The sequence below is a fragment of the Blastococcus sp. CT_GayMR19 genome, from assembly GCF_004570385.1.
In the GTDB taxonomy this organism is placed as follows: domain Bacteria; phylum Actinomycetota; class Actinomycetes; order Mycobacteriales; family Geodermatophilaceae; genus Blastococcus_B.
The window spans coordinates 133,851-154,618 of record NZ_SPQL01000002.1; the positions used below are offsets into that span (position 1 = coordinate 133,851).

The 20,768-nt window shown below is 73.1% G+C and carries 25 protein-coding genes; 17 read left to right on the forward strand and 8 right to left on the reverse strand.

What is annotated here, in order from left to right; all coding sequences use genetic code 11:
• Positions 1–217: 217 nt before the first annotated feature.
• Genes E4P39_RS03285 through E4P39_RS22120 form a run of 6 tightly spaced genes read left to right on the forward strand, consistent with a single transcriptional unit; the run spans position 218 to position 3,806 of the window.
• On the forward strand, positions 218–847 hold the full coding sequence (locus E4P39_RS03285; RefSeq protein WP_135134966.1) for a TasA family protein: 630 nt from the start codon (positions 218–220) through the stop codon (positions 845–847).
• A gap of 32 nt (positions 848–879) precedes the next feature.
• Positions 880–1,506 carry a signal peptidase I gene (locus tag E4P39_RS03290; RefSeq protein WP_135134967.1) on the forward strand — a complete coding sequence of 209 codons (627 nt, stop codon included), beginning with the start codon at positions 880–882 and terminating at the stop codon, positions 1,504–1,506.
• A complete protein-coding gene (locus E4P39_RS03295; protein WP_135134968.1) occupies positions 1,503–1,931 on the forward strand; it encodes a hypothetical protein in 429 nt (142 codons plus the stop codon). Before E4P39_RS03290 ends, E4P39_RS03295 begins: the two co-directional genes overlap by 4 nt.
• Positions 1,925–2,602 (forward strand): response regulator, encoded by a 678-nt coding sequence (locus E4P39_RS03300; protein WP_135134969.1) that lies wholly within the window; start codon positions 1,925–1,927, stop codon positions 2,600–2,602. The genes E4P39_RS03295 and E4P39_RS03300 overlap by 7 nt, the downstream gene beginning before the upstream one ends.
• A gap of 44 nt (positions 2,603–2,646) precedes the next feature.
• On the forward strand, positions 2,647–3,093 hold the full coding sequence (locus tag E4P39_RS22115) for a hypothetical protein (protein ID WP_167761545.1): 447 nt from the start codon (positions 2,647–2,649) through the stop codon (positions 3,091–3,093).
• Positions 3,087–3,806, forward strand: coding sequence for a response regulator (locus E4P39_RS22120; protein ID WP_167761546.1), 720 nt, complete (start codon positions 3,087–3,089; stop codon positions 3,804–3,806). Before E4P39_RS22115 ends, E4P39_RS22120 begins: the two co-directional genes overlap by 7 nt.
• On the opposite strand, the gene E4P39_RS03310 is transcribed toward E4P39_RS22120, so the two are convergent.
• On the reverse strand, positions 3,785–4,489 hold the full coding sequence (locus tag E4P39_RS03310) for a response regulator transcription factor (RefSeq protein ID WP_135134971.1): 705 nt from the start codon (positions 4,487–4,489) through the stop codon (positions 3,785–3,787). The genes E4P39_RS22120 and E4P39_RS03310 overlap by 22 nt on opposite strands.
• A gap of 132 nt (positions 4,490–4,621) precedes the next feature.
• Complete coding sequence (locus E4P39_RS03315) at positions 4,622–5,419, reverse strand: isocitrate lyase/phosphoenolpyruvate mutase family protein (RefSeq protein ID WP_135134972.1); 798 nt, start codon at positions 5,417–5,419, stop codon at positions 4,622–4,624.
• Positions 5,420–5,763: 344 nt separating this feature from the next.
• Here E4P39_RS03315 and bfr point away from each other — a divergent pair, with 344 nt between their 5' ends.
• The gene (gene bfr, locus E4P39_RS03325; RefSeq protein WP_135134974.1) at positions 5,764–6,249 is read left to right on the forward strand and encodes a bacterioferritin; all 486 of its coding nucleotides are present in this window, start codon (positions 5,764–5,766) and stop codon (positions 6,247–6,249) included.
• 83 nt (positions 6,250–6,332) lie between these two features.
• Here the strand turns inward: bfr and E4P39_RS03330 are convergent, their stop codons facing one another.
• The 5 genes from E4P39_RS03330 to E4P39_RS03350 form a co-directional block, all read right to left on the reverse strand.
• Entirely contained in the window at positions 6,333–7,301 is a 969-nt protein-coding gene (locus E4P39_RS03330) for an iron-siderophore ABC transporter substrate-binding protein (RefSeq protein WP_135134975.1), read from the reverse strand.
• On the reverse strand, positions 7,298–8,191 hold the full coding sequence (locus E4P39_RS03335; protein WP_135134976.1) for an ABC transporter ATP-binding protein: 894 nt from the start codon (positions 8,189–8,191) through the stop codon (positions 7,298–7,300). Before E4P39_RS03335 ends, E4P39_RS03330 begins: the two co-directional genes overlap by 4 nt.
• On the reverse strand, positions 8,188–9,255 hold the full coding sequence (locus E4P39_RS03340; protein ID WP_135134977.1) for an iron chelate uptake ABC transporter family permease subunit: 1,068 nt from the start codon (positions 9,253–9,255) through the stop codon (positions 8,188–8,190). The genes E4P39_RS03335 and E4P39_RS03340 overlap by 4 nt, the downstream gene beginning before the upstream one ends.
• Entirely contained in the window at positions 9,252–10,223 is a 972-nt protein-coding gene (locus E4P39_RS03345; RefSeq protein ID WP_245159604.1) for an iron ABC transporter permease, read from the reverse strand. Before E4P39_RS03345 ends, E4P39_RS03340 begins: the two co-directional genes overlap by 4 nt.
• A gap of 86 nt (positions 10,224–10,309) precedes the next feature.
• Positions 10,310–11,326 carry an iron-siderophore ABC transporter substrate-binding protein gene (locus E4P39_RS03350; RefSeq protein WP_135134978.1) on the reverse strand — a complete coding sequence of 339 codons (1,017 nt, stop codon included), beginning with the start codon at positions 11,324–11,326 and terminating at the stop codon, positions 10,310–10,312.
• Between the two features lie 104 nt (positions 11,327–11,430).
• Here E4P39_RS03350 and E4P39_RS03355 point away from each other — a divergent pair, with 104 nt between their 5' ends.
• The 9 genes from E4P39_RS03355 to E4P39_RS03395 all read left to right on the forward strand — a co-directional run bounded on the left by E4P39_RS03355 (position 11,431) and on the right by E4P39_RS03395 (position 18,684).
• Positions 11,431–12,333 carry a siderophore-interacting protein gene (locus E4P39_RS03355; RefSeq protein ID WP_135134979.1) on the forward strand — a complete coding sequence of 301 codons (903 nt, stop codon included), beginning with the start codon at positions 11,431–11,433 and terminating at the stop codon, positions 12,331–12,333.
• Positions 12,334–12,375: 42 nt separating this feature from the next.
• Complete coding sequence (locus E4P39_RS22125) at positions 12,376–12,603, forward strand: hypothetical protein (protein WP_167761547.1); 228 nt, start codon at positions 12,376–12,378, stop codon at positions 12,601–12,603.
• 292 nt (positions 12,604–12,895) lie between these two features.
• Positions 12,896–14,734, forward strand: coding sequence for a hypothetical protein (locus E4P39_RS03365; protein WP_135134980.1), 1,839 nt, complete (start codon positions 12,896–12,898; stop codon positions 14,732–14,734).
• The gene (locus E4P39_RS03370) at positions 14,731–15,156 is read left to right on the forward strand and encodes a hypothetical protein (RefSeq protein ID WP_135134981.1); all 426 of its coding nucleotides are present in this window, start codon (positions 14,731–14,733) and stop codon (positions 15,154–15,156) included. The genes E4P39_RS03365 and E4P39_RS03370 overlap by 4 nt, the downstream gene beginning before the upstream one ends.
• Positions 15,153–16,457, forward strand: a complete 1,305-nt coding sequence (locus E4P39_RS03375) for a hypothetical protein (RefSeq protein ID WP_135134982.1) — start codon at positions 15,153–15,155, stop codon at positions 16,455–16,457. Before E4P39_RS03370 ends, E4P39_RS03375 begins: the two co-directional genes overlap by 4 nt.
• A gap of 174 nt (positions 16,458–16,631) precedes the next feature.
• A complete protein-coding gene (locus tag E4P39_RS03380; RefSeq protein WP_135134983.1) occupies positions 16,632–16,946 on the forward strand; it encodes a flagellar FlbD family protein in 315 nt (104 codons plus the stop codon).
• Between the two features lie 27 nt (positions 16,947–16,973).
• Positions 16,974–17,720 (forward strand): MotA/TolQ/ExbB proton channel family protein, encoded by a 747-nt coding sequence (locus E4P39_RS03385; RefSeq protein ID WP_135134984.1) that lies wholly within the window; start codon positions 16,974–16,976, stop codon positions 17,718–17,720.
• Positions 17,721–17,839: 119 nt separating this feature from the next.
• Positions 17,840–18,469 (forward strand): TasA family protein, encoded by a 630-nt coding sequence (locus E4P39_RS03390; protein WP_135134985.1) that lies wholly within the window; start codon positions 17,840–17,842, stop codon positions 18,467–18,469.
• 2 nt (positions 18,470–18,471) lie between these two features.
• Positions 18,472–18,684, forward strand: a complete 213-nt coding sequence (locus E4P39_RS03395) for a hypothetical protein (protein WP_135134986.1) — start codon at positions 18,472–18,474, stop codon at positions 18,682–18,684.
• 46 nt (positions 18,685–18,730) lie between these two features.
• Here the strand turns inward: E4P39_RS03395 and E4P39_RS03400 are convergent, their stop codons facing one another.
• Positions 18,731–20,170 (reverse strand): serine/threonine-protein kinase, encoded by a 1,440-nt coding sequence (locus E4P39_RS03400; protein WP_135134987.1) that lies wholly within the window; start codon positions 20,168–20,170, stop codon positions 18,731–18,733.
• Positions 20,171–20,558: 388 nt separating this feature from the next.
• Between E4P39_RS03400 and E4P39_RS03405 the strand changes: the two genes are divergently transcribed.
• On the forward strand, positions 20,559–20,762 hold the full coding sequence (locus E4P39_RS03405) for a hypothetical protein (RefSeq protein ID WP_135134988.1): 204 nt from the start codon (positions 20,559–20,561) through the stop codon (positions 20,760–20,762).
• Positions 20,763–20,768: the final 6 nt, after the last annotated feature.

Sequence of the window (20,768 nt, forward strand, 5' to 3'; positions counted from 1 at the left end):
CGAGCCTTCCGCTGGTGCGCTGAGCCGCTTCGTCGCGGCTGCGCGGACCCCTCCGGGGCCCACTCGCCACGACCCAGCCGCGGTGCGGTCCGGAGGGCCGCAATGTTCTTGCGGAAGCCTTGCGGATCGCTGGCGGGTCACCTGCGGTTGCGCCTCCACAGTCGTTCTTGTCACCGGGAACACCCGATGACCGGATCGGACACAGGAGACGCAGGACATGACCACCAACGCCCCGCTCGTCGAGCGCAGCACCACCCGCAAGCTCGTCGGTTCCCTCGCCATCCTCGGCACGGCTGCCGCCGTCGCCGGCCTCGGCACCTACGGAAACTTCACCGACAGCACCACGCTGATGAACACCACGGTCGACACCGGCACCCTCTCGATCAACCTGGCCCAGCCCGGCGGCGCCGTCGCCGTCCCCGTCACCACCACCGGCTTCGTGCCCGGCGACTCGATGAGCCGCGCGGTCAACCTGATCAACGACGGCGGCTCCGCCCTCGGCTCCGTGACCGTCACCTCCTCCGTCACCTCGCCGGCCAGCGTGCTCACCACGGACGTGGTCAACGGCCTGCAGCTGAGCATCAAGGGCTGCTCGGTGGCCTGGACCCAGGGCGGCACCCCCACCGCGCCCACCTACGCCTGCTCCGGCACCGAGCGCTCCATCGTCTCGGGCCCGGCCGCCAACAACGCGGCCCTGGTCAACCCCGCCAGCCTCGCGGCCGGCGGCGTCGACAACCTCGTGTTCACGGTCGCGCTGCCCGCCTCCGCGGACAACACCTTCCAGAACAAGAGCGCGTCGCTGAGCCTGACCTTCACGGCGGCCCAGCGCACCGGCACCGCCCGCTGATCGCCGGCTGACAAGGCTCCGGAGAATCCGTCATGACCTCCCTCCTGCAGGTCGTCCGCCCGGGGGCAGCCCAGCTGCCCCCGGGATCCGACCTCCTTCTCGCGGCCCGCCGCTGGGCAGGCCCCACCCGCCGGTTCCTGGCGCGTGCCCTCCCCTGGGTCGTCCGCGGGATCGTGGTGGTGGCGGTCGTGGCATTCGCCGGACTGGCCGTCGGCCCGCACGTCCTGGGCTACCGGACGATGACGATGCTCACCGCGAGCATGTCGCCGGCCATCGACCCGGGCGACGTCACGATCGTGACGCCGCTGGCGGTCACGGACGTGACCGAGGGAATGGTGATCACCTACCACATCCCGATCGGCGAGCACCAGCTCGTCACCCACCGCGTCATGTCGGTGGAGCAGGGCACGGACGGCAGCGTCACCGTGCAGACCAAGGGCGACGCGAACGAGTCGATCGACCCCTGGAAGGCGACGCTCGCAGGCGACACCGCCTACGAGGTCCGCGCGGTCGTCCCGGAGATCGGGCACGTGATCCACGCGCTCCGCACCCCCGCCGTCGCCACCGCCCTCGTCTACGGAGCCCCGGCGCTCGTCGCCGGCTGGCTGCTCCTGTCCATCTGGCGCCCCCGCAAGCAGGAAGAGGAGGTCCGAGCATGACCGCCATCCGCCGCCTGCCCGTCATCATCGGCCTCACCATGGCCGTGCTGATCGGCAGCGTCATCCCCGCCTCCGCGACCTTCGGCGACAGCGCCGCCGTCGCGACCGAGATCAAGACCACCCGGGTCGAGGCCCCCACGTCCGTGGTCGGCACCCTCAAGTGCAACGCCCCGACCGGGACGACCGCGACCATGGGCGCGACCTGGAAGGCCAGCACGACTCCCCGGATCTCCGGGTACCGCGTGAAGGTCTACTTCAGTGACGGCTTCGTCCAGACCGTCGAGCTCGGCCCGAGCGCAACGAGCTGGAGCGCTCAGATCGGTATGTACTACGTGACGGCCTTCACCGTCGAGTACTCCGTCACCACCGTGACCGACTACGGCTGGTTCACGGAGTCGGCCAAGACGGGACAGTTCCGGTGCTGACCGCCCTCGTCGTCGACGACGAGCCCGAGGGCCGCTGGCGGCTCACCGACCTGCTGACGCTGGGCGGCTGGGACGTGGTCCAGGCCGCCGGCCCCGAGAACGCGCTCCGCCAGGCGGCGCTCCTCGAGCCCGACCTGATCGTCATCGACGCCTCGACCTCGCGCATGCAGGCGCCCTCGCTCTTCCGCCGGCTCCGCGGAGTCGGCTCCCGGGCCCGCTTCCTGCTCGTCGTGACCGACCCCTCGGAGGTCCTTCGCGCCGAGGCCGCCGCCGCAGGGGCTCTGGCCTGCCTCCCGAAGCCGGTCGACCCCCGGCTCCTCCTCAGCTTCCTGCGCAGCCGGACCACGGGGCTGGCTGCGCAGGATCACAACCTGGCCGACATCCGCGAGATCGACGACCTGCACGAGCAGGACATCGACGCCGATCTCGACGAGCGCCTCCAGGAGATCTACGTGGCGACGCTGCCCGGCCGCCTGACCGCCATCGCCTCCGGTGCGCGGTCCGGGGACCCGGTGGCCGTGGCCTCGGCCGCCTTCACCCTCGCCGGCACCAGCGGCCAGCTCGGCTACCGGGAGGTCGCGTCGCTCTGCCAGGCGATCGCCCGGGACGCCCGCCGGGGCGTGGTGGCCCACTCGCGGCTCGCCGAACTCCGGCAGCTCACCAACGCCTGACCCAGCACCGCGCGACCCGACGTCCAGGAGAAAGGAGACCGAGCATGAGCACTTCCCGACGCGCCCTGACCCTCATCGGGCTCACCGTCGCCGCGCTGATCGGCGCGATCGCCCCTGCCTCGGCCACCTTCTCCGAGACCGTCAAGGTCACCACCCCGGTCGGCACCGCCACGATCACGCCGCCGACTCAGCTCGAGGCCAAGAGCATCTGCACGACGACGGTCGACCCGCTGACCCAGGCCAGCACGTCGACCGTGACCGACGTCAAGGTCGAGTGGCAGGAGAGCACGTTCCTGCGCGCCACCGGTTACCGGATCACCGTCCACCCGGCCGGCGGGCCGGCCTACACGCTGGCCACCATCGGGCGGACCGACGAGATCTTCGTGGACCCCAGCGACGTGCGCGGCAACAACCCGCGGATCTCTGTGACGACGCTGAGCGGCACGACGTGGACGGCACAGTCCGTTCTCACCGGGATCACGTCGTGCTGACCGCCCTCGTCGTCGACGACTCGCCCGGCGCGCGGAGGCGCGTGGCCACGCTGCTGAAGCTCGGCGGCTGGGAGGTCCACCAGGCGGTCGGCATCGAGGCGGCGCTGAGGACGGCCGAGGAGGTGGACCCCGACCTGGTGGTCACCGACATCGTGATGCGCGGGGGCAACGGCGCTGCCCTGCTGCACCGCCTCCGCAACGAGGGCTGCCGCGCCCGCTCGGTCGTCGTGGCCACGCACGTCACCCGTGAGGTGCGCGAGTACGCCGCGGCCGCCGGTGCGCTGGCCTGCCTGGCCAAACCGATCGACCCCCGCGAGTTCCTCGACGTCATGCACGCCGTCACCGGACGAGGGGTCCCGCAGGGCACCGCTCAGGCGGTCCGACCGGTCGAGCCGGCTCCGCTGCGGGTCGACGCCGAGCGCCTGGACCAGGCGAAGGAGAGGTACGTCAGCCAGCTGCCGCTGCGTCTGTCGGCGATCACGGCCGGCGCCCAGCAGGGGGACTCGGCGGCCGTCGTGACCGCCGCCCGCGCCCTGGCCGGGGCGAGCTCAGAGGTGGGCCAGGCCGAGGTCGCCTGGATCTGCACCACGATCGCCGCCGAGGCCAACCGGGGCGTCCTGGCCCACGCGCGCCTGATGCAGCTCGTGGCGCTCAGTGCGAGCGCCCATGGCGGACGCCGCTCACTGACAGGTCAGGCCGCGACCAGCCGGTAGCCGACCCCGCGCACGGTACGGATCTCCGGGGAGTTCAACCCGGCCGCCACGAGCTTGCGGCGCAGGTTGGACATGTGGGCCTCGACCAGCCGGAGGTTGCCCTCCCAGTCGGTCTGCCAGACCTCGCGCAGGAGCGTCTCCCGCTGCAGCACGCGTCCCGGCCGGGAGGCCAGCGCGGCCAGCAGGTCGAACTCGGTGCGGGTCAGGTCGACGATCGAGCCGTCCACCCGCACCTCGCGGCTCTCCTCGTCGACCTCCAGCTCGGCGAGCCGGCGGACCGACTCCTCGGGGGTGACGGCAGCGGTGACCGAGACCGGTCGCGGGAAGCGCAGCATCGCCTGGACGCGCGCCACCAGCTCGCGCGGCGAGAACGGCTTGGCCATGTATCCGTCGGCGCCGACGGCGAGGCCGATCAGGAGGTCGACCTCCTCGGCGCGGGCGGTGAGCATGAGCACGTAGCACTGGGTCTCGGCGCGGATCTGGCGGCAGATCTCGGTGCCGTCGGCGTCCGGCAGGCCGAGGTCGAGGACGACGACGTCGGGGACCGAACGGCGCAGCTCCTCCATGCAGGCGGCACCCGACGCGACGGCGCGGACGTCCATCCCGGCCTTGGTGAGCACCGTGACGACGAGCTCACGGATCTCGTCGGTGTCCTCGACGACGAGCACGGTCTGACCCGGCAACGTCCTCTCCTCCTCATGCATGCGCGCTACGGCGCGGAAGGCAGTCCTTCCGTCACCTGAACGGGTGATCGGCAGGCGGAGGCCGCAGCTTGAGCCGAGGAGGGAGCTCGTTCCTCCCTCGGAGGGGTGGGTTCAGTTCAGGGCGCGGGTGCTCTCCGGGAGGACGCCGCCGGCCACGAGCTCGGCCGTCGCGTCCTGGAGCGCGGTGAGCGCGACCCGCTGGGTGAACGGTCCGGTCGAGACCCGGGCGACGCCGAGCGCCTCCAGCTCGCGCGCCGGCAGCGACTTGCCGGGCACGCTGATCACGCTGAGCTTCTGCGGCCCGAGGGCGTCCACGAGCGCCTCGATCTCGTCCCGGGCGACGACGCCCGGCACGAAGACGACGGGGGCGCCGGCCTCGACGAACGCCCGGCCCCGGCGGATCGCCTCGGCGACGAGCTCACTCCGGTCCGTACCGGGCTCGGCACGGACGAAGGCGTCGGTGCGGGCGTTGAGCACGAAGTCGATGCCGGCGTCCCGGCCGGCGCGCAGGACGGCCTCGACCGCGGCGACCGCCTCCTCGAGCGGCTTCATCTGGTCCTCGAGGTTGCCGCCCACCACGCCGATGTCGATCGCACGGCGGGCGGTCTCCCCCGGATCTCCGTAACCGGCTTCGAAGTCCATGGTCACCGGCAGGTCCACGGCCGCCACGATCAGCCCGACCATGTCCAGGTGCAGGTTGAGCGGGATGTTCTCGCCGTCCTCGAAGCCGAACGTCGAGGCGATGGAGTGGCTCGCGGTGGCCAGCGCGCGCACGCCGTCGGTGCCGGCGACGACCTGGGCGGAGACCACGTCCCAGACATTGGCCAGGACCAGGATCTCCGGTGCGGTGTGCAGGTCCAGGAGGGCGCGGGCGCGGGCGGCGAGGTCGGGCGAGGTGGGCTCGGACATGGACCGAACCTAGGTGACGACGCCGCCCGGCGTGCGGCCCGGATTTCCTGCCCGCGGTCTGGCGTCCAGACTTAGGCCAGGCTAACCTGCTCCCAGTGCCCAGCGGTCCGGCTGGTGCAGCACCGCCGGCTCCGGGGAAAGGCGATCGACGATGTACGTGTGCCACTGCGCCGTGGTGACCGACAGCCATGTGCTCGAGGCGATCGCCAACGGTGCCCGTTGCGTCGCCGACGTCGCGCGCCAGACGGGTGCCGGGCGTACCTGCGGAAACTGCATCAGCTCGCTGCGCGACCTCGTGTGCCAGCATTGCCCGGTCATGGCCGAGCGAGATCTGGGAGTCGTCAGTGCAACCCGTTAGCCCCCGCGTGGTCGAACTCCTCAACGAGGCGTTGACCTTCGAGCTCACCGTGACCAACGGCTACTTCCTCAACGCCCGCATGCTCGACGCGAGGGGGCTGCCGAAGCTCGGCAAGGTCTTCTACGACCTCTCCATCGACGAGATGAAGGACGCCGACGCCCTGATCCAGCGGGTGCTGCTGTTCGACGGCCACCCCAACGTGCAGCGGCTCGGCGCCATCCGGGTCGGTGAGACGGCGGAGGAGATGCTGGTGCTCGCGCTCGACAGCGAGAAGGCCGCCGTCGCCCAGTTCAACGCCGCGGCCCGTGAGTGCCGCGAGCTCGGCGACCACGGCACGGCCTCGGTCTTCGACGAGATGGTCCGGGACGAGGAGAAGCACGCCGACTGGTTCGAGGCCCAGCTCGGCGCCATCGAGCGGGTCGGCCTCCCCCAGTACCTGGCCACGCAGATCTCCGCGGGCGAGGCTCCCTGACGGGTCGGGCACAGCCCGGCAGAACGCGACGAGGGCCGTCTCCCGGATTCGGGAGACGGCCCTCGCGTGCGCTGCGGCCTCGATCAGCCGGCCAGCTGCGCCTGGAGATCCTCGATCATCAGCGTCGCGGCGGTCAGCCCGATGCCGGTGAAGAACACGTCGTCCTCCACCGCGAACGCGCGGTCGGCCCGCACGGCTCCGAGCCGCGGCCACAGCGGACCGGCGAGCGCCGTCGCCTCGCCCGACTCCGCCACCGGGCCGTACGAGGAGTACAGGACGATGTCGGCGTCCGCGCGCGTCAGCTCCTCCGCGCTGAGCTGGGCGAAGGTCGGCACCTCCGCGGTGGGCAGCTCCAGCTGGTCCAGCCCGATGTCGCCGAGCACCGTGCCGATGAAGGACGCCGGCGTGTACACGCGGATCGACCCCTCGACGAAGCGCAGGGCGCTGACCGTCGTCCCGGCCGGGTCGCCGATCGACTCCCCCAGCGCCGCGGCGTCCCGCCCGTACTCCTCGAGCGCCGATTCCGCCTGCTCCTCGAGCCCGAGCGCCTCGGCGGCGAGCCGGAAGTTGTCCTTCCACACCGCCCCGACCTTCTCGGCGAAGACCGTCGGCGCGATGCGGGACAACGTGCCGTACAGGTCCTCGTGGCGCACCTTGTTGGAGAGGATGAGGTCGGGCTCGAGCGCTGCGATCGCCTCGAGGTTGGGCTCGCCGATGGTGCCGACCTCCTCGACACCGGCGGCACCCTCGGCGAGGTAGCTGAGGAAGCCGGAGGACACGTCGGTGGTCACCGCCCCGGCCGGGGGAACGCCGAGCGACAGCGCCGAGTCCAGCTCACCGGTGTCCAGGACGACGATCCGCTCGGGCCGGGCGGGGATCTCGGTGCTGCCCATGGCGTGCTCGACCGTTCTGGGGAACGACGCGTCGGACGAGGCGCCGGCCTCGCTGGGCGCCGCCTGCTCCGCGGCTCCGCCACAGGCGGTCAGCGCCAGCGTGACCGCCGCGACGAGGGTGGTCGCGCCCAGGCGGGCGCGGACGACGGGGTTCCTCACTCTTCTCCTCTGGTGGAAACGGTCCGGGGCTGCGCCCCGGCTCCGGATCGGGTCCCGATCGGGACCACGAGCACCCCGCGGGACACCGGGTCGGGCAGGACGACGGCCCGCAGGCCGAACACCTCCTCGAGCAGCGCGGGGGTGAGCACGTCCCGCGGAGGGCCCTGCGCCACGATCCGGCCGGCCTTCATCGCGACCAGCCGGTCGGCGTAGCGGGCGGCCAGGTTCAGGTCGTGCAGCACCATCACGACGGTCTGCCCGCGCTCGGCGTTCAGCCGGTCGACGAGGTCGAGCACGTCGACGGCGTGGGCCAGGTCCAGGTGCGTCGTCGGCTCGTCCAGCAGCAGCAGGTCGGTGCCCTGGGCCAGGGCCATCGCGATCCAGGCGCGCTGCCGCTGCCCGCCGGACAGGGAGTCGACCGGGCGGTCTCCCAGCTCCAGCACCCCGGTCGACGCCATCGCCTCCACCACCACCGCCTCGTCGTCCCGGGACCACTGCCGGAACCAGGCCTGGTGCGGATGCCGGCCCCGTGCGATCAGGTCGGCGACGGTCAGCCCCTCGGGTGCCACCGGCGTCTGCAGCAGCAGGCCGAGCGCCCGGGCGACCTCGCGCGTGGGCAGCCGGTCGATGCGCCGGCCGTCCAGGAGCACCTCGCCGGAGCGGGGACGCAGCAGGCGGCCGAGCGCGCGCAGCAGGGTCGACTTGCCGCACCCGTTGGGTCCGATGACCGCCGTCACGGCACCGTCGAGCACGTCGAGGTCGAGGCGCTCGACCACGACGGTGTCGCCGTAGCCGAGCGTCACGTCCCGGGCGCTCAGCCGGGCGGGCGGGGGCGGCGGTGGGGGCACCGCGGGGGCCCGTCGTGCGGCTGTCGCCGATGTCGTCGTCATGCGTCGTCCCTCCGGGAGCGCCGGATCAGCAGGTGGATGAGATAGGGGGCGCCGATGGCCGCTGTGAGCACGCCCACCGGGAGGTCGACCGGCAGCACGGTCCGGGAGACGACATCGCTGCCCACGACCAGCACGGCCCCGGTCAGCCCGCCGACCAGCACCGGCGGGCCCCCCGAGCGCATCAGCCGCAGCGCGACCTGGGGAGCGATCAGCGCGACGAACGGGATCGGGCCGGCCGCGGCGACGGCAACCGAGGCCAGGGTCACCGTCGTCGCGAGCAGGAGGACCTGGCCGCGATGCACGCGGACTCCGAGGGCCCGAGCGCTGTCCTCCCCGAGCCGGAGTGCCGCGAGGGTGGGGCCGGTGACGACGGTCGCGGCCGCACCCGCTGCCACCACGAGTGCAACGGGGACGACGTGTTCCCAGCCGCGACCGTTGAGGCTGCCGGTCAGCCACACCGTCGCGCGCGTCGCCTCGGTGATGTCCGCGAGGATCAGCAGGTACGAGGTGAGCGAGGTCAGCAGCGCGGCCATCGCGACCCCGACGAGGACCAGCCGGAAGCCGGTCGTGCCCCGGCGCCAGGCCAGCAGGTGGATCGCGAGCCCGGTCGACAGCCCACCGGCCAGGGCGGCCATCGGCAGCCCCACCAGGGCGAGCAGGCCACCGAGCGCCCCGCCACCGAGGACGAGCAGCGCCACCGCGCCGGCGCTCGCCCCTGCGGTGATCCCCAGCATGTCCGGGCTGGCCAGCGGGTTCCGCGCGAGCGACTGCAGGATCGCGCCTGCCATGCCGAACGCCAGGCCCACGAGGACGGCGGTGAGCGCCCGCGGGAACCGCAGCTCCCACACGACGAACCGGTCGGCGTCGGTCCCGCCGCCGAGGAGGATCCGGAGCACCTCGGGCGGGCTGAGCGGGAAGTCGCCGCGGCCCACGTCCACGGCGACGAGCAGGACGAGCGCCCCCACGAGCACGAGCGGCACGACGACGGCACGCGGCCGCCACACCGCCGACAGCGGTCCCACCCGGAGGGCCCTGCGGCCGGAGAGGCCGGCCACGGCGCTCACAGGGTCACCAGCCGTCGGCGCCGGACCAGCGCGATGAAGAACGGGGCGCCCACGAAGGCCAGGACGAGACCCACCGGCAGCTCTCCCGGGCGGGCGAGGACCCGGCCGAGGACGTCGGCGCCGACGAGCAGGATCGCCCCGATCAGTCCGGCATAGGGCAGCAGCCACCGGTGGTCGGGACCGGTGATCGTGCGGGCGACGTGCGGAACGACGAGGCCGACGAAGGCGATCGGCCCGGTGACCGCGACCGCGGCCCCCGTCAGCAGCGTCAGGGCGGCCACCCCGGTCGCCCGGGCCAGTCCGATGCGCAGGCCCAGGCCGCGGGCGACGTCCTCCCCGAGCTGGAGGCCGTTGAGCGCGGGCCCGTTCACCAGCGCGAGGACCAGACCGGCGGCCACGAACGGCAGGATCTGGAGAAGCGCGCCCTCGCCCCGGCCGACCAGCGAGCCGACCGCCCAGAACCGGAAGACGTCGAGGGTGCTCTGGTCGGCCAGGACCAGTGCGCTGGTCATCGCGCCGAGGAAGGCGGTCACCGCGGCACCGGCCAGCGCGAGCGTGACCGGGCTGCCACCGCCCTCCCCGAGCGTGCCGAGCAGGAAGACGACGACGCTGGCCACCAGGGCGCCGGCGAGGGCGAACCACACGGAGCCCGCCACGGACTGGATGCCGAAGGCGAACACGGCCAGGCAGACGGCGAACGCCGCCCCGGCGCTGACCCCCAGCAGGCCGGGGTCGGCCAGGGGGTTGCGGGTGTGCCCCTGCATCAGGGCGCCGGCCACGCCCAGGGCGGTGCCGACGACGACGCCCAGCAGTGTGCGCGGCAGCCGGAGGGTCCGGATGATCACGTCCTCGTCGCTGCCCAGGGGCGAGAACAGCGCGCTCCACACCGCCTCGATCGGGATCGCCCGGGCGCCGACGGCCAGCCCGAGCGCGGCCACCGCCGCCAGCACCGCGATCAGGGCGAGCACGCCTCCGACGAGACGGGCGCGCCGCCCCCGGGACCGGGTCGGCTCCCCCGCCCGCGCGCGGATCGGCGCGGGCGGGGTCGCCACGGTCAGGACGAGGCCTTCTGGGCCGCTACGGCGAGTGCGTCGACGAGCTGCTCGAGCACGTAGGGGATGGACAGGACGCTGACCGAGCTGACCGCGGCGCCGAAGCCCTCGTCGTCGATGAGCACCGCGGCGTCGCGCTCGAGCGCCGGGACCCCGGCGTACACGGGCAGCGCCGCGACCTCCTCGGCCGAGAGCCCGTCGGCGAAGCCGACGATCACGTCGGAGTCGATGTCCGCGGCCCGCTCCAGCGAGAGCTGGGCGTAGAAGGTGCTCCCGCTGTCCGCGCCGAGCTCCTCGACGCTCGGCGCGACGGTGAAGCCGAGGTCCTCGATCAGCTGCACCCGCGGGTCCGTGGGCAGGTACAGGTACAGGGACTCGGCGCCCATGCTCGTGTAGGCGAAGGTGAGCCCTTCGAACTCCGGGTGCTCGGCGGCGATCGCGCCCACCCGCGCGTCCGTCTCGGTGATCAGCCGCTCGGCGTCCGCCGTGCGCCCCAGCGCCTGGCCGATCATGCGGGTCTGCTCCCGCCACGGCGTCGTCCACGGCTCGCCGGGATAGGCGACCGTCGGCGCGATGCCGCTGAGGTCCTCGTACACCGCGGCCTCGAACCCGTCGTACGGCGCCAGGATGACGTCGGGCCGCAGTGCGGCGATCGCCTCCAGCGGCGGACCGTCGGTGTTGTCGAGCAGGGTGGTCGCGGCCGGGTCGAAGTCCTCCTCGTTCCACGGCAGCAAACCGTCGTCGCCGCCGCCGTAGGAGTAGGACGGCATCCCCACCGGTGTGACGCCGAGGGCGTAAGGGGTGTCCTGCGCGGACCAGCCCAGGACGACGACCCGTTCGGGCTCCTCCTCGATCGTCGTGGTGCCGAACGCGTGCTCGATGGAGACGGGGAACGCGCCGTCCGTCGCGCCGCCGCCGGAGGCGGTCTCCGCCTCACCCGCCGCCGAACCGCAGCCGGACAGCACCCCCAGGGCGAGCGGGACCGCCGCCAGCAGCGTCAGGGGGGCACGAACTCGCATGGGGTTCTCCTCGACCGTCGCGCGGAGCCCGATGCCCCACAAAGCGAGGGAAGGCTAACCTAACTAAGGCAACCTTCAGTACCCCTGGTCCCCGGAGAGACGACATGACGCTCGCAGCACCGCCGATCCCGGCGTACCGCCCCTTCGCGGCCGAGGTGACGCGCGTGCAGCGCCTGACGCCCAGCTTCCTGCGCGTCACCCTCACCGGACCGGCGTTCGGCGACCTGGCGCCCAACGGCTGGGACCAGCGGATCAAGGTGCTGCTGCCCACCGCGGAGCGCGGCCTGTGCGACTGCCCCCGCGGCGAGGACTGGTACGCGGAGTGGCGCGCACTGCCGGTGGCCCACCGCAACCCGATGCGCACCTACACCGTGCGCGCGGCCCGCCCGGAGCTCCGGGAGATCGACGTCGACTTCGTGCTGCACGGTGCGACCGGACCGGCGTCCGCGTGGGCGGAGTCCGCGGCCACCGGCGACGAGGTGGTGCTGATCGGCCCGAACGCCGCCTTCCCCGGTCCGACCGGCGGCTTCGAATGGCGTCCGCCCGCCGATGCGGCCTGCCTGCTGATCGCCGGGGACGAGACCGCGGTGCCCGCCGTCTGCGCGATCGTCGAGGCGTTGCCGGCCGGCCGCCCGGCCCGGGTGCTGCTGGAGGTCCCCGAGGCCGGCGACGTCCTCCCCCTGGTGGCACGGGACGGCGTGGAGGTGACCTGGCTGCCGCGCCGGCCGGCGGCCGCGGCACGGGGCGCCCTCCTCACCGCCGCGGTCGTCGCGGCGGTCCGCGATCTCCCCCGACGGTCCGCACCGGGCGAAGCCCCACCGGAGGACGACGCCGACGTGCTGTGGGACGTGCCGGCGGAGAGTTCCGACGCGAGCCTCTACGCCTGGCTCGCCGGGGAGGCCGGGGTCGTCACGGCACTGCGCCGCCGGCTCGTGCGGGAGCTGGGCCTGGACCGGGGCTCGATCGCGTTCATGGGCTACTGGCGCGAGGGGCGGTCCGGGGACTGAGCTCGGTTGACACCGTGTCAGCTGGCGGGGTCACATGACTCGGTGACCGGCGCCGTGGACCAGCACGCGATGGACGTCGTCGCGATGGACGGGCTGAGCATCCTGGGGACGGTCGGGTTCTTCGTGCCCGCGGCGCTCCTGGTCGCGCTGGTCGTCGGCGCGGTCGTGCGGGACCGGCGGCTCAGCGCGCGGGAGGAAGCGGCCGCCGGCGGGGAGGACGTGGACCTGGTCCCCGGGGGCGAGCAGATTCCTCCTCCTCGAGCCGACTGAGCAGCGTCTCCACCGCTCCTTCGACCGCCGCGGCCATCTCCGTCCGGAACGCGGCCGGCACCGCCTGCGCCGCAGCGGGCTGGAGCCGCGCGACCGTCGTCCGCACCCGCTCGAGCTGCTCCGGCGGGGCTCCGGCCGCCACGAACGCCTTCCCGCCGGTGCGCAGGAGCATCTGCATGCAGGTCCGGGCGATCTTCCGGCAGCCACGGGGCGCACATCACTCGTTCCATGTATCAGTTGTCAATGTAGCTGTTACCGGTGTTCCATAGGCACTTCGACCCAAGGAGGTCCCGTGCTGCTCGCCGCTGAGACACGTCCCGCCGGAGGCGCCGCGATCGGTGAGGTGATCCTGGCGACCGGGATCGGTCTCGGCCTGACCGCGTTGTTGCTCGGACTGGTGTTCCTGCACCGCACCCGCAGGTCGACGGTGCTCACCCGGATCGGCACCCGGCTGGGTGCGGCCACCGGTGTGCCGGCGTGGGTGGCGCTGCCGACGATCCTCGCCACCCTCTCGCTGCTGACCGCGCTGCTCGGGATGCTGTGGGACATCAGCCTGCACATCGGGGTGGGCCGCGACGAGGGCCCGCTGGCCAACCCGGCCCACTTCCTCATCCTGTTCGGGCTGTTCGGTGTCTTCGCCGCCGGCGTGCTGGCCTGTTCGATGCCGCTGGAGGAGAAGCCGGGCCCGGCCGCCGTGCGGTTCCTGACGGGCTGGGACGTGCCGATCGGCGGCATCCTGCTCACCGCGGCCGGCTTCTACGCTCTGCTCGGCTTCCCGCTGGACGACATCTGGCACCGGCTCTTCGGCCAGGACGTGACCCTCTGGGGCCCGACCCACCTGATGCTGATCGGCGGGGCCGGCCTCTCCATCGTCGGCCTGCTCGTCCTGGAGCAGGAGGGGCACGGCGGCCTGTCGACCGACGACGGCGACCGCAAGGTCGGCAGGACCGCCCGGTTCGTCCGCCAGGCCTCCGCCATGGGTGGGCTGCTGCTCGGCATGTCGGTCTTCCAGGGCGAGTACGACTTCGACGTCCCCCAGTTCCGGCTGGCGCTGGAGCCGCTGATGATCGCCGGCGCGGCCGGGGTCGCGCTGGTGTCCGCACGGCTGTTCATGGGCCGCGGCGGCGCGCTCGCGGCGACCGCGTTCTTCCTCGTCGTCCGGGGTGGCATCGCGCTGGTCGTCGGGCCCGCGTTCGGGGAGGTCGTCCCCACGTTCCCGCTCTACCTGGGCTCGGCGATCCTGGTCGAGGCGCTGGCCCTCGTGGTCCCGCTGTCCCGCCGTCCGCTGGTGTTCGGCGCGGTCGCGGGCATCGCGATCGGCACCGTCGGCCACGCCACCGAGTGGGGCTGGACCCGCGTCACCCAGACCCTGTCGTGGAACGGCGACATCCTCGTCGAGGGCACGCTGATGGCCGTCGCCGGTGGCGTGGTGGGGGGCCTGCTCGGCGCCCTCCTCGCCTCGGGCCTGCGCCGGCGGTTGCCGGCCCCCGCCGTCGCCAGGGCCGTGGTCGTCGGCTCGCTCGCCGTCCTAGCCGCCGCCGTGGGCAACGGCCTGCTGGCCACCGTGCCCGACGATCTCGACGCCACGTTCGGGATCGAGGAGGTGCAGGCCGACCCGCGGACGGCGAACGTGACCGTGCAGCTGGACCCGACCGACTTCGTCGACGAGCCTTCGTGGGTGCAGATCACCTCGTGGCAGGGCGACGGTCTCGTCGTCACCCCGCTGGAGCGCACCGGCGCGGGGGCCTACCGGACGACCGAGCCGGTGCCGCTGCACGGCACGTGGAAGACCCTGCTCCGCATCCACGACGGCCGCACGCTCACGGCCGTGCCGATCTACCTGCCCGCCGACGAGGCCATCGGCGCCGAGGAGGTGCCGGCTGAGGACGGACTCACGCGGTCCGCGGTGCCGGAGAAGGAGATCCTGCAGCGTGAGCTGAAGGAGGACTCCCCCGGCTGGCTGTGGACCGCGTCGAACCTTGTCGTCCTGTTCTGCACGCTGATTCTGATCGCGGCGATCTCGTGGGGGGTCGGCCGCTACTCGCGCCGCGCGAGCCGCTGCGAGCCCTTCCCGAACTCGCCGGCCGACGCACCCGACGATCGCCCGCGCATCGCCACAGGACAGGCATGACGCATCGACTCCGCACCTCGCTCCTGACCGCCGGGGTGGTCCTGGCCCTCTCCGGCTGCGCCGGGACCGATGAGTCCCCAGCCTCGCCGTCCCCGGGAACGTCGGCCACGGAGAGTTCGGTCCCGGAGAGTTCGACCTCGGCGGCGCCCACCACGCCGGCCGGGCAGCGGATCGTGGTCACCGTCACCGGGGGGCAGGTGACCGGGGACACCGGTCGCGTCCCGGTCGCCGCGGGCGAGCAGGTGACGCTCGTCGTGACCAGCGACGTCGCCGACGAGCTCCATCTGCACGGCTACGACCTCCGGACCGCCCTCACACCCGGCACGCCCGCGGAGCTCTCTTTCGAGGCCACCGTCCCGGGGGTGTTCGAGGTGGAGCTGCACGATGCCGGCACGGTGCTGCTCTCCCTGCAGGTCGGGTGAACGTCCACGCCCACGGCGTCGGGTCGCGGACTGACCTGCCGATCCCTCTCGGCCTGGCTCTCTTCGGGGCCGGCGCCGCGATCCTGATCACCTTCGCGGTGCTTCTCCTGGTCTGGCGGACGCCGCGGCTGGGCTTGGCATCGTCCGGGCGGCCGGTTCCCGCCGGCCTTCAGCGGCTGCTCGACTCCCCCGTGTTCCGGCGGAGCCTGCAGGCGCTCGCGCTCGCCGCCGCCGTCCTGATGACGGCCGTGGCGCTGGCCGGACCGCGGGAGACCGAGCAGAACCTGGCGCCCTGGGCGCTGTACGTGACGTTCTGGGTCGGGCTGGTGCCGGCGAGCCTGCTGCTCGGCCCGGTCTGGCGGGTGGTCAACCCGCTGCGCCTGCTGCACCGCGGCCTGCGGGGCCTCCTCGCGTCGGCGCCCGGCGAAGCCCGTCTCCCCCGGCTCGGGCTGTGGCCGGCCGTTCCCTCGCTGCTCGTCTTCCTCTGGCTGGAACTCGTGTTCCCCGCCCGGGCCGAGCCGATGACGGTGGCTGTCTTCCTGCTCGGCTACGCCGCGGTGCACCTGGCGCTCGCCCTGTGGTTCGGCGAGGAATGGTTCGCCCGCGGTGACGGCTTCGAGGTGTACTCCGCGCTGATCGCGCGTCTCTCCCCCTGGGGACGGCGGGAGGACGGCAGGCTGGTGCTGCGCAACCCCCTCTCGAACGCGTCGACGGCGCCGTCGGAGCCGGGGCTGGCCGCGGTGGTCGTAGTGCTGCTCGGGTCGACCGCGTTCGACGGCCTGTCCCGCACCGAGTTCTGGCAGACCGGCCCCGGAGCAGCGAACGACACACTGAACGGCACTCTCGGCCTGCTGGAGATGATCGCGCTGGTGGGCATCCTGTACGCGGCCGGCACGCGGCTGTCCGGTCGGCTTGCGGGCCAGCCGGGCGATGTCCAGCCGCGGCGGTACGCCGGCTCCATCGTTCCGATCGTGTTCGGCTACACGGTCGCCCACTACTTCAGCCTGCTCGTCCTCGACGGGCAGCGGACGTGGATCCTCGCCAGCAACCCGTTCGGCCTGGCCGGCGTCGACCTGTTCGGCACCTACGGGAACACGGTCGACCTCACCGAGGTCGGCCCGGACGCGATCGCCCTCGTCCAGGTGGGCGCCGTCGTCCTCGGCCACGTCCTGGGCGTCACCCTGGCCCACGAGCGGGCCCTGCTCTCGGCCCGGCGGGCGCGTGCGTCCGACCAGCTGCCGCTGGTGATCGTCATGGTGCTGTTCACCGTGGGCGGCCTGGGCCTGCTCTTCGGCTTCTGACCCGGCCGGCGGCCACAGTGGCCATGTCGGCCGCCGACCAGGGCGGATCCCCCTCCCGGACGGGTGAGTTCCCCCGCGTTCGGCTACAGGTCCGGCCCCCATGCGCCGATGCGGAGGATGCCTGACAGGCGCCGCCGGGGTCCGCTACCCCGCCTGAGCGGAAGGACCGCTCCCGTGATCGCTGTCACCTGCCGCAACGGTGAGCACTTCTCGGTCGACCCGGACGCCATCGAGCGCGTGGAGACCGATCCCGACACGGTCGTCCACCTCGTCGACGGCACGAAGTACGTCGTCGCCGAGAGCTTCGACCACCTCCTGGACGCGATCCAGGCTCACCGGGCGGTCGCCGTGCTCGCCTCCCAGCACCTGACCGACCCCCTGCCCCCGCAGCCGCCGCCCTTCCGCGTCGAGCGCCGGCAGTTCAGCCGCGACGGCGCCGGCTCCGGCCCGTCGCCGGCCGTCGTCCCCACGGGCCGCGACGAGGCCTGAGCCGTGGTCCCGGCGACGCTCCTCGGCATGGCCCTCGCGGTCGGCGCGCTGCTGGCCATGATGGTGCTGGAGGGCACCAGCCCGCTGGCGGTCGTCCTCCTCCCCCCGCTGATCCTCGTGTTCGGCGGGACGTTCGGTGCGGCGATCGCCGGGTCGACGATGTCCGACGTCCGGCGGATCGGTTCCTGGTTCCGGCTGGCCTTCGCCCCGGAGCGGGCCTCGCGGAACGCGGACCTGGTCACCCAGCTCGTCGAGCTGGCCACGCACGCCCGCAGGGAGGGCATGCTGCCGCTGGAGAAGCGGGCCCGGAACGTGGCGGACCCGTTCCTGCGCCGCGGGCTGCAGATGGCGATCGACGCGGTGCCCGTGGACCAGCTGCGCGCGGCCCTCGAGGACGAGATCACCGCCCAGCGCACCGACGACCGCGTCGCGGCCCGGTTCTTCGCCCGGATGGGCGCCTACGCGCCCACGATCGGGATCATCGGCACCGTCGTCGGTCTCGTGCAGGTGCTGCAGAGCCTCCAGGACACCGACGTCCTCGGGCCGCTCGTCGCCACCGCCTTCGTGGCCACCCTGTGGGGCGTGCTCTCGGCGAACTTCATCTGGCTGCCGATGAGCGTAAAGATCCGCCGGAACGGCGATCTGCGCGCCGCCGAGATGCAGGTGCTCCTCGCGGGTGTCACCGAGATCCTGGCCGGCACGAATCCCCGCGCGCTGCGGATCCGCCTGCAGGCGATGCTGCCGCCGGGCGAGGTGCGAAGGACCGCGGCCTGAGCCCTCGCTTCTTGCGGTTGTCTTGCGGATCGCTCGCGGCCCACCTGCGGTAACGCCTCCAGAGTTCTCCGTGGAGCCGGACATCCCGGCAACATAAAAGGAACTCAGGAGACACGGACATGAGCACCACGACCCGGCTCGTCGAGCGCAGCGCGACCCGCAAGGTCGTCGGCTCCCTCGCCATCCTCGGCACGGCTGCCGCCGTCGCCGGCCTCGGCACCTACGGAAACTTCACCGACAGCACCACGCCGATGAACACCACCGTGGGCACCGGCACCCTCTCGATCAACCTGGCCCAGCCCGGCGGCGTCGTCGCCATCCCCGTCAGCACCGCCGGCTTCGTGCCCGGCGACTCGATGAGCCGCGCGGTCAACCTGATCAACGACGGTGGCTCCGCCCTCGGCTCCGTCACCGTCGCCTCGACGGTCACGTCGCCGGCCAGCGTGCTCACCACCGACACCGTCAACGGGCTGCAGCTCAGCATCAAGGGCTGCTCGGTGGCCTGGACCCAGGGCGGCACCCCCACCGCGCCCACCTACGCCTGCTCCGGCACCGAGCGCTCCATCGCCTCGGGCCCGGCCGCCACCAGCGCCACCCTGGTCAACCCCGCCAGCCTCGCGGCCGGCGGCGTGGACAACCTCGTGTTCACGATCGCGCTGCCCGCCACCGCGGACAACACCTTCCAGAACAAGAGCGCGTCGCTGAGCCTGACCTTCACCGGCGTCCAGCGCACCGGCACGGCCCGCTGACGATGACCACGCTCCCGGTCTCCCCTCAGGGCAGCCGCACGGCTGCCCTGAGGGACCGGAGCCGCACGGCCGGCCTCCGCCGGGGGCTCCTCCTGCTGGCCATCGTCCTGACGGCGATCGCCGGCCCGCTCGGCCGTCCGATGCCGGATCAGGCGCCGTCCGACGAGGTCTTCCGTCCCCTGACGGTCAGCTCCTCGGTCGTCGTCACGCCGTAGGACCGTCGACCGGACCCGTCGCGCCCGCTCCGCGACGACTGTTCCCTCAGTCGTCGTCCTCGTCCTTGTCCTTGTCGTTCCCCCGGCCATTGCCGTTGTTGTTGTTCCCGTCGTTCCCGCCGTTGTTGGTGTTCCCGTCGTTCCCGTCGGTTCCGTTGCCCGCGTTGTCCGGCTGCTCGACCGGTGGCGGCACCACCACCGGCGGGACGGCGTAGGAGACGGTGATGATGGTGTCGGGCGCCACGCTCCCGACCGGCTCGACGGCCAGCACCTGCCCGGCCGGTGCGTTCCCGGTCTCGAACGGAGCGACGCTCACCTGCAGGCCACGCGCGACGAGCTCGGCCTGCACGTCCCGGACCGGCCGCCCGACGAACTCCTCCGCGGCCAGCTCGACCACGGCGACCGTCGCCGGAGTCGTCTCCTCCGTGGTCCCGGCGTCCGCCGGGCTCTGCCCGCTCGCCCGCACCACGAGGACGGCGACCGCGAGCAGGGCCAGGGCAACCAGCGCCCCCACCAGCATGCGGACCGCCACTCGCGCCCCGGAGCCCGACGCCGGCCTTCCGGGGGCCCGGGCCGCTGCCGTCGCGGGCGCCGTGCCGGCTACGCCGAACGGCACGGGCATCACCGCGGTGGTCGTCCGGGCGGACGGGACCGGCGGCCGCCCGCGCAGCACGTCCTCGACGGCCGCCAGCAGCGCCGCACCGTCGGGGAAGCGCTCGGCGGGGTCCTTGCGCAGGGTCCGCTCGACCAGACTGCGCACGTTGGCCGGCAGCTCGCGCGGCAGCGGGTCGGGCTCGTCGCGGATCTGCATGACCGCGATCTGCACCGAGTTCTCCCCGTCGAAGACCCGGCGGCCGGCCAGACACTCGTAGGCGACGGCGCCGAGGGCGTAGACGTCGCTCGCCGGCCCGGCCTTGCCTCCGGACGCCTGCTCCGGTGACAGGTACTGCGCCGTCCCGATGACCTGGCCGGTCTTGGTCAGCGGCACGCTGGAGGCCGACCAGGCGATCCCGAAGTCGGTGATCTTGACCTCGCCGCCGACGCCCAGGAGGACGTTGCCCGGCTTGACGTCGCGGTGGACGACGCCGGCGGCGTGCGCGGCGGCCAGCCCGGCGGCGGTCGCCCGCAGGATGCCGAGCGTCTGCGGCACGTCCAGGCGCCGCTCGCGGGCGAGCAGCGTGGCCAGCGACTCCCCCTCGACCAGCTCCATGACGAGGTAGGCGAGGTGCTCCCCGTCCTGGTCGAGCTCGCCGTAGTCGTAGAGGGCGGCGATGTTCGGGTGGGCGAGGACGGCGGTGTGCTGGGCCTCGGCCCGGAACCGCCCCAGGAATTCCCGGTTGCCGGTGAACTCGCTGCGGAGGATCTTCACCGCGACCGGCCGCTGGAGGAGGGTGTCGCGGGCCCGCCAGACCCGCCCCATGCCGCCGCTGGCGAGGACGGACTGCATCTCGTACCGGTCGCCGAGAAGGCGCACCTGCGGCCTCATCAGCGAACTCCTCCCGACGCCTGGCTCCGATGCCCGGGGCACCGTGGTCTCACCCAAGTGTCGACGATGCTCCCCGAACAGGGTGCGTCAACCCGCCGCCGGGCCGCCCGGGCGCGCACCCGTCCGGGTGGCAGCCTCAGCACCGAGCGCACGGGCGTCGCGTCGCACCTGGCCAGGGACCTGCCTCCGGGTCACACTCGGAGACACGGCCGACAGGCCCCGGCGATGACAGGGGCGGGAACGCCGTCCTCACCATGGAACGTTCCCAGTGGACAGTCGACTTGAGTCCCGACCTTGCGTTGCCGATGTGCCCCGTGACTCGAGCCGCCGTCCACTACTGACAGGCTGCGTCGCCGACGCGCGCCCGATGACACCACCGAGGAGACGTATGGACTACCTGCGCCGACTGCAGGGCGAGCAGCCGGTCATCTTCTGGGTGCTGGTGGCGGTGGGGCTGTTCCTCGGCTTTCAGCTCGTGCTCCTGGTCGTCGGCCTGCTGCTCGGAGCGTTCGGGTTGCCGTCGTGGGTGCCCATCGTGGTCGTGGTGGGCGGGCTCGTCCTCATCGCGCGGAACCAGCAAAGGTCCCGCTGAGCACGC

What these genes read in the sequence shown, in the direction of transcription:
- E4P39_RS03315 (WP_135134972.1), bottom strand. Translation starts at nt 5,419, where the DNA reads ATGTCCGAGCCCACCTCGCCCGACCTCGCCGCCCGCGCCCGCGCCCTC.
- E4P39_RS03290 (WP_135134967.1), top strand. Translation starts at nt 880, where the DNA reads ATGACCTCCCTCCTGCAGGTCGTCCGCCCGGGGGCAGCCCAGCTGCCC.
- E4P39_RS03385 (WP_135134984.1), top strand. Translation starts at nt 16,974, where the DNA reads ATGGCCCTCGCGGTCGGCGCGCTGCTGGCCATGATGGTGCTGGAGGGC.
- E4P39_RS03285 (WP_135134966.1), top strand. Translation starts at nt 218, where the DNA reads ATGACCACCAACGCCCCGCTCGTCGAGCGCAGCACCACCCGCAAGCTC.
- E4P39_RS03370 (WP_135134981.1), top strand. Translation starts at nt 14,731, where the DNA reads ATGACGCATCGACTCCGCACCTCGCTCCTGACCGCCGGGGTGGTCCTG.
- E4P39_RS22115 (WP_167761545.1), top strand. Translation starts at nt 2,647, where the DNA reads ATGAGCACTTCCCGACGCGCCCTGACCCTCATCGGGCTCACCGTCGCC.
- E4P39_RS03355 (WP_135134979.1), top strand. Translation starts at nt 11,431, where the DNA reads ATGACGCTCGCAGCACCGCCGATCCCGGCGTACCGCCCCTTCGCGGCC.
- E4P39_RS03390 (WP_135134985.1), top strand. Translation starts at nt 17,840, where the DNA reads ATGAGCACCACGACCCGGCTCGTCGAGCGCAGCGCGACCCGCAAGGTC.
- E4P39_RS03405 (WP_135134988.1), top strand. Translation starts at nt 20,559, where the DNA reads ATGGACTACCTGCGCCGACTGCAGGGCGAGCAGCCGGTCATCTTCTGG.
- E4P39_RS03295 (WP_135134968.1), top strand. Translation starts at nt 1,503, where the DNA reads ATGACCGCCATCCGCCGCCTGCCCGTCATCATCGGCCTCACCATGGCC.
- E4P39_RS03395 (WP_135134986.1), top strand. Translation starts at nt 18,472, where the DNA reads ATGACCACGCTCCCGGTCTCCCCTCAGGGCAGCCGCACGGCTGCCCTG.
- E4P39_RS03400 (WP_135134987.1), bottom strand. Translation starts at nt 20,170, where the DNA reads ATGAGGCCGCAGGTGCGCCTTCTCGGCGACCGGTACGAGATGCAGTCC.
- E4P39_RS03335 (WP_135134976.1), bottom strand. Translation starts at nt 8,191, where the DNA reads ATGACGACGACATCGGCGACAGCCGCACGACGGGCCCCCGCGGTGCCC.
- E4P39_RS03350 (WP_135134978.1), bottom strand. Translation starts at nt 11,326, where the DNA reads ATGCGAGTTCGTGCCCCCCTGACGCTGCTGGCGGCGGTCCCGCTCGCC.